The sequence below is a fragment of the uncultured Maricaulis sp. genome (assembly GCF_905480005.1).
Classification (GTDB): domain Bacteria; phylum Pseudomonadota; class Alphaproteobacteria; order Caulobacterales; family Maricaulaceae; genus Maricaulis.
Genome location: NZ_CAJQOO010000155.1, coordinates 1 through 7,577, shown reverse-complemented (window position 1 = coordinate 7,577; position 7,577 = coordinate 1). Strand labels below are relative to the sequence as shown.

Sequence of the window (7,577 nt, the reverse complement as noted above, 5' to 3'; positions counted from 1 at the left end):
AAGCCGAAGACCGTTTGCGCATCACGGCCCCGAGGGTCGCGGTCAGGCAAGGTGGTTATTGCCGGGGGCTCGAGATAGCTGGCGACAGGATAGGTATTGCCGGTCGGCACACCGAGCAGTGTTCCCATCCCGCCCTGGGCCAGGCCCAGGCCCGATGGGTCGCTAAAGGCTGCCATCCGGGCGCGGACATAGATGCGCGTCACCGACAGCGTGTCATTGCGACTGTAGATGAACCCGCGGATTTCCGGTGGCAGATCGGAGGCGGTGGCATTGCCGGTGACCTCATTGATGACATTGCCGATCCGGAAACCGGCCTGGGCCATGGTCGAGATCGCGCCTGCCGCCGCGAACTCATTACCCATGCCGAAGACAATCGCCTCATTGGTCGCCCAGGCGTTGTAGCAATGGGGCCCAAGGCTTTCGCCGGCAGCGGAGCTGACCGCGGCGCCATCGATCCCAAATCCGTTTCCATGCTGCCCAAAGGCCCGGATGACATCCCGGAATCCAGCGCTCGAACAGGCCATCAATTCACTGTACTGGCGCTGGACGGGAAGCGCGGTCTCGGAATTGTATTCGATGATATGGCCCGGCAGGCTGACCCGGGCCGCATACCGGCCGCGCTGCATGTCCCACGCCCGATAATCACCGACCCCTGGATGCTCTTCCTCATCGCCCGACCGCCGCCAATGGGCGATCTGGAGTCTTGCAGCGGGCGGATTGCCCGACTGGGTCAGACCCAGTCTTTCCCCGATCCAGTTGAGAGATCGCGCCGCCAGATTGACGACGGAATTGACGACACCGACCTCCGGTGAGGAGAGGGCATCCGGCACATGGGCGACTGACTGATAGCCATGGATGATGCCGGTAAAGGCCCCGGCCATGAGCGCGCGCGTTGGGTCCAGGGCGATGCCGTTTGCATTGTATTCCGGCGACCCCCACCGCTCGAACATATGCCCCATCGCCCAGCGGTCCTGCAGGAAATGCTGGGCATAGCCCTCATAGGCCAGCGCTTCCATCTCGGCTTCGCGGACGACATCACGATAGGCTTCAAGATTCGCTGGATCCGCCTCTATGCGTTCGCGCAGCCGACGGGCGCGCGCGGCCAGCCCCATCGCGGTGGCATGAAGCTGTTGATAGGAGCGGGTCGCCTGGGAACCGAAGTGCGAGGCATTGAACCCGCCTCCCTGCCAATAGGAATAATTGTGGCAATTGGCCGGGGTTCCAGCCGGCATTTGCCCATTGGGCAAGGGGGGACAGAGTTCGTTCCGGTTGATCCAGTCATAGAGCGAGTAGCTGAAATCGGGAATGCCGGCGAAATTCGCTGCGCCGGGGACCGTGCGCTGCGGCAATCCCATGACATCGTCCGGATCCCAGCTTGACCCTTCACGACTGCGGCCGATCTCCGGCCGGAAAAAGCCGGTGGCCAGATCGCGGACCACAAGCCGGTTGTCCGGCGAAAATCCCCAGGGTGAGCCGGGCGCCGCGCGATCAAGCGCCACCTGGGCCAGCCAGGCATGCTCATTCTCATGGCAGCCATCACGCTCGCTTTGATGGCAGTAATAGATGCCGTGCCATTTGTCGGCATCGGCCACATGCCCGCTGAAGGCGCCTGCCCGGGCGGTTTCCTTGGTGTCGTAGGCCGTGGTCAGCCCCATCAGCACCACGACAACGCCGAGCCGGGCGACATGCGCGACCCGGCGCCAACCTGTTTGTTGCGGGGCGAGTATCATTGAACGGGCGCGCACCAGGCCTCCTCCGCGACGAAGATCGCATCAAATTCGGCCATCGCACCTTCCAGCGTGTCATCGGCACGGTCGGCAAAACGGTCACGACAGGCCTGCGGGCATTCCGCCTCGGCCACGCACGCTCTCAGTGCATTTGCCTTTTCGTCAGGCGTGCCTTGTGACGCCGGGGCGAGGCAGGTCAGAACGCTGTCCATGCAACGTCCCCACTGGGCGATGGGGTCATCCAGCCCGGGATAGTGAACCGCGGTCAGAGCCAGGTCGCCCTCGCTGGCATTGCCATGCCCGACCGGTCGGAATTCCATGAAAACAGGGCATTCCGAACTGCCCGCGACACAGTCGGGGTCAGCAACATAGCTCCCGTCAGCCCAGAGGTCGGCTGGCGGTCCGTCGCGCGTGCTCAACAACCACCACGCTGCAAGGGCAAAGAGCGCCGTCAGGACAAGCAGGATCACCGCCGGTCCACGCCGCTTGCGCACCGTGGCCTGCGGGATCGTCGGTTCAGGATCAGCCGGGATATCTTCGCTCATACGGCCTCGCTGACACCGCCCGAAAGGGCGCAAGTGGACAGAAAACGCTGAACTCGGAAGCGCAGACCTTAACACGCTACCCGGGAAGGTCGAGGCCATTACAGGCTCTGCGTCCGCCGCAGCGCTCTTTGCATTGGCAGCTGGCCACGCTTCGACACAGCCCCGAACGCTCGATCAAGCGCTCGTGAATGGGGATAATTCCGCGGCCGCGCGCCTCTAATCGTTCCGAGCGTCCATAGCCGCACAGCAAACGGCCGCCCGGTTGTCGCCGGGCGGCCGCCTTTTGCATGCGTTCGGGCGCTAGAACCGCACCCTGACATCAATGCCGGCTCGCTGGTGCTCGGTTTCGGCGCCGAACTCGGCGTCATAACCAATCGACAGGCCGACGCGCTCATTGCCCGCAATCTCGATATCCGCTCCGATCTGGTAAACCAGCTGATCGAGCGAGGTGCCGATCATGGCCGGATCGGCCAGCGGGTTGGAACCCAGGAAGCGCATTGGCAGCTCAAGACGGTCCTGCGTGCTCAGACGCAGACCACCGGTCAGCGACACAACACCCACCATATCCTCGGTCTCCCGGAAGATATGGCCGACCGTCAGCTGCGGATTGATCGCACCGATCAGCTCCTTGTCGGCCCGCACCTCAATGCCCAGACCGTCCAGGCCCTCTTCGATCAGACCATCATGATAGAGCGCCGTCAGCGAGGCTGAGACTTGCGGGCGCGCGAACATGCTGCCATGGCGGAAGCTTTCGCCGACATGGCCGCCAAGCCGCGCATAACCGGTCTCAGGCGTGGAGGTACCGACACCGCTGGTGAACACCGTCACAGACCGCTCTGTCTCGTGCCAGGACCAGCCACCCGACACCGCAGCCCCGTAATAGGGACCCGTCGCCGGATTGCGCTCGACACCCAGGCCCACCGAGAAGCCCTGGCTTTCGGTGCGCGCCCGATGCCCATCGATCCGTACCGGATCGGTGGATTCGTAGCTGACACCGGCAGCGACCGACCATTCATCGGTGAGGCGCTGCTCGAATCCGCCGGTGAAGCGCATGGATTGCGACTCGGTGTGCAGGTTCTCGGTCGTCGCATCACGATTGTTCGCGGTCATCTCCAGGCGCGACCAGACACATTGGTCATCGCCGTTCGAGACCGGAGAGCCGCAATTGAACAGATCTTCGGCAAAATTGTTCGCCGCGGTCAGCTGACCATGCATCACCGCCAGGTGGGGCTCGGGATTGAGTTCCGCGAAGATGGCCTCATACATGTCCAGCTGATCGCTCTGCATATTGCCGAGCAGCGCCAGAAGACGTCCGATTCCGGCGGAACCGCCGACATCGAGGGCGGAGTCCATGTGACCCCCCAGCGCCCGGCCATTCCGGTTCAGGCTGGGCAGGCCAAAGTCGGTATCGATCAACAGGTGGACACCGGCTGCGTCGGCCACGATCGAGTAATCAACCGCCAAGGTGTCGCGAATGGTCAGGCCATTGTCGACACCGCCCTCCGCCGCAGCGAACAGGGTCACCGCCTCCCGGTCCTGCAACCAGGTCAAAGTAATGTCGCCGGTACCGTCCACCGTAGCGCCGCCCGTGACATTCACCCGGTCAGACGCATAGGGACCAAAGGCGACATCAAAGACCAGATGACCGCTGTCGGTTTGCTCGAAATGACCATCCAGCTCGACCGTATTGATGACCCGGGCCCCATAGAGAAGGTTGGTCGCGGGATCGCCGACGGCATCGAAATTCCCGAACATGTCGCCGTTCAGGAGGTCAATCGGATAGGGCGAGGCCGACAGGCCCATAATGAAGTTGCCGGCATTCCGGAAGGTCGCGGCATCAACCGGTCCCGCAGCCGCGGCGAGGCCCGGCGCGTCTTCGGCGGATTGGCTCAATGCCTCGGTCGGGTCGAGCTCGGCCATCACCTGAACAGGAGATCCCGCATCCGGCGCGTCGGCCTGCAAGGCGGTCTCCAGCGTCGGGGTCGTCAGGGCTTCCTGGACCGGCGCCCCCTTCCCAGCATCGACCACGCCGCTGTCGGCTGCAGCCGTCGGCGAAAGTGATACAGGCGCGGGTTGAGACCCGGTCACCAGATCTGCCTGGACGGGTCGCTTGGACGTTGTTTCGGCCGCGTCCATCGTGACGGGCTCGGGTTGCGCGGCGGTCGCCAGACCGTCTTCAGCCGGACCCGCCCGCTCGGCAGTATCGGAGGATTGCGATGAAAGCTCGGCCTGGATCGCCGACGCTTGGGCCGGCTCTGCGGCCGCGCCGGGATTGCCCTGGCCGAGGACGGTTTGCGGGCTGGCCGCGTCATCCCTCAGATCGATCGTATCAAACGCAATAAAGGTCGCACCGGCCTGATTATCGAACCGGTTCACACCGGCTCCCAGATCCACATTGCCGATGACCGTACCTGTGTTCTCGATCAGATCATTGCCAGCGGTCGTGACGATGGCGTTGCCGGACACCGCCGAGACGCTGCCGGAAGTGAACAGCGTGTTGTCCGCCCCGCCGTCAAAGAAGACACCTATCCCGTTGCCCGAGCCACCACGGATGTCATTGTCCAACGTCACCGTGATTGCGGCAGCCGCAAGTGCACTCATCACGTCGACATCATCAGCCTGATGGGCCGGATCAACCAATGCCGCCTGCCCCTCAGGACCGAACCGGTCGAGGAATGACGGCATTTCGGAACCGGTATCAGCGGTGTCGGTCGTCGAGCCGGCGATACGGACGCTGGCCTGCGCCTCTGCCTGGTCGGAATTGTCCAGAGTGATCGGTTCGGCCGGAGCAAAGCTCGTGCCCAGACTTTGGGCAAAGAAGGCAATCGCATTGCGACCCGACGATATAATCGCGCCGGTGTGATTGACGATCACCTGCCCCGCTTCACCTTCACCGCCCACCGAGCCGAAGAAACCCTGGCCGTCGGCGGAACCGAATGTACCGCCGCCGCCGCCAATCGACTGGGCGAAAATGCCAATGGCGCCACCACCAAGAAGATTGATCGTACCGCTGGAATTGATGGTGACATTGCCGCCATCGCCGCTATTGCCGCCAAACGGGTTGATGGCCAGGTCGATACCAGCTTCCTGAACACCGATTGTGGTGTCCCCGGCATTGCCGCCACCGCCACCGATTGACTGGGCGAAAATCCCGTAGGCGCCAATACCGTGAGTTGTGATGTTGCCGGTGTGGGTAACCGTAACGTCGCCGCCATCGCCGGCATTGCCACCGGCACCACCGAAGGAAACCGCGCCGGCATTGGAAATGTATCCATCGCCTGCATTGCCGCCGCCGCCACCAATGGATTGCGCGAGAATGGCATGGGCATTGTCGCCCGTCGTTGTGATCGTACCGGTGTTGGTGACAACCACATCACCGCCATCACCGGACGCGCCGCCGAAACCACCCATTCCGATGCTGATTTCCGGCTGGAAGGTGTCGCCAAGATTGCCGTTATTCTCGAGGAGAGCGTTTCGCGTATCGCGGCTGCCATCCATGTTTCCGGCGCCGCCATTACCGCCGCCGCCGCCAATGGACTGGGCGAAAATGCCATAGGCCAGATCGCCGTCTTCACCGTAATTCGGATCATCATCCGCGCTGAAGAAGCGAGTGCCCGAGGTCTGGATCGAGCCGGTATTGATCACCGTGACATCACCGCCATCGCCGGCCGCGCCGCCAAAGCCACCAATCGCGATCGTACCCGTCGCCGTTGCGCCGCCTTGGCCGACTTCACCGCCACCGCCACCGACAGACTGAGCAAAGATGCCGCGGGACCCGTCGCCCCAGGTTCTGATGTTACCGCTATTGGTCACCCGAACGTCGCCGCCATCACCGGACGCGCCGCCAAAGCCACCGAGCGTGAAGCTCAACGAATCGCTGTCGCTACTGGACAGCAGGGCATCGAGTTCCTCACCATCAAGCGAGGTCCCCCCGCCATTGCCGCCACCGCCGCCGACCGATTGCGCCTTGATGCCATCCGAACCAGCACCAAGCGTTGTGATGTCACCCTCGTTCAGGACGACCACCCCGCCGCCATCACCGGCCGCACCGCCAAACCCGCCGACGACCGCAACAAGCTCGAGATTCTTGTTGTCATCATTGACGTCTGCCGCGTCACGCGTGATGGCAAACCCGGTGGCACTGCCACCATTGCCGCCGCCGCCGCCGACCGATTGCGCGAAGACTCCGATGGAGCCACGAACCCAGGACACGACCGAGCCTTCATTGGTGACGGAAACATCACCGCCATCACCCGCCGCACCGCCGGAGCCGCCGACAGTGATCGCGATCGAGGCCGACTGGCTGGCGCCAGCTGCGCCGGTCGCGGACATGCTGGGTCCGCCATTGCCGCCACCACCGCCAACCGACTGGGCGAAGATGACATGGGCGTCCTTGTTCACCGTCACAAGCGAGCCGGTATTGGTCACGAACACATCGCCACCATGGCCGCCCGTACCGCCGAACCCGCCGACGGATGTCGCCAGGTTGAACGTGTTCGAGCCAATTCCGCCCGCGCCCGCACCACCGCCACCGGTCGGCGCGCAAGGTGTCTCTGATTGCGGCAGACACTGGTCGCCGATGATCTGTGTACCGAAGGCACTTGAATCGAGGCCGGCAAATCCGCCATCCCCGCCGCCGCCACCGACGGACTGGGCAAAGATCGCGTGTGACGCCTCGCCGAGCGCGTTAATGGTCCCGGAATTATTGACGGTGACCGTGTTGCCGGTATTGCCGGTCCCGCCGGTGCCGCCGACCGCAAAGCTCAGATTGACAGAATCCGACCCGCCAGCGGCCAGCGAGCCGCTCGACCCGCCTGTACCGCCGCCGCCGCCAACGGACTCGGCATAAATACCGTGAGCGCGGTACCCACTCGTCTGGATGTTCGAGGATGACGTCACGTCGACGATGCCGGCCGTGCCACCCTCACCGCCTGTACCGCCGATGCTCGCCGCAACATTGACCGAGTCCGAGGAGCCAAACGTGGCTGTCAGGGCCAGGCCGCCATTGCCGCCACCGCCGCCAACCGATTGCGCGAAGACACCGTGTGCGCGATCTCCGACGGTCAACAGGAGCGATCCACTGGTATCGACAATGACGTCGCCGGCCGCTCCGCCGGTGCCACCACTTCCGCCCAGACCAAAACTGATTCCGACCGCGCGGTCATTGCTGAGCGTACCGGTCATGCTGCCGGTCCAGCCGCCATTGCCGCCGCCGCCGCCGACAGATTGCGCCATGATGGCGCTGGACATGTCGCCCGCCGTTCCGATGGAGGCTGTGTTGAACACTTCGACCGTCCCGGCCGTA

The 7,577-nt window shown here is 63.8% G+C and carries 3 protein-coding genes; all 3 read right to left on the bottom strand.

The genetic code is table 11. The annotated features are described in order from the left end of the window. A partial coding sequence (locus QZ266_RS13350) for a hypothetical protein (protein WP_295695965.1) occupies positions 1 to 1,745 on the bottom strand: 1,745 nt, incomplete at its 3' end. Continuing rightward, the gene (locus QZ266_RS13345; RefSeq protein ID WP_295695963.1) at positions 1,727 to 2,272 is read right to left on the bottom strand and encodes a hypothetical protein; all 546 of its coding nucleotides are present in this window, start codon (positions 2,270 to 2,272) and stop codon (positions 1,727 to 1,729) included. The genes QZ266_RS13345 and QZ266_RS13350, both read right to left, overlap by 19 nt. 300 nt (positions 2,273 to 2,572) lie before the next feature. Further along, a complete protein-coding gene (locus QZ266_RS13340) occupies positions 2,573 to 7,558 on the bottom strand; it encodes an autotransporter outer membrane beta-barrel domain-containing protein (RefSeq protein ID WP_295695961.1) in 4,986 nt (1,661 codons plus the stop codon). Positions 7,559 to 7,577: the final 19 nt, after the last annotated feature.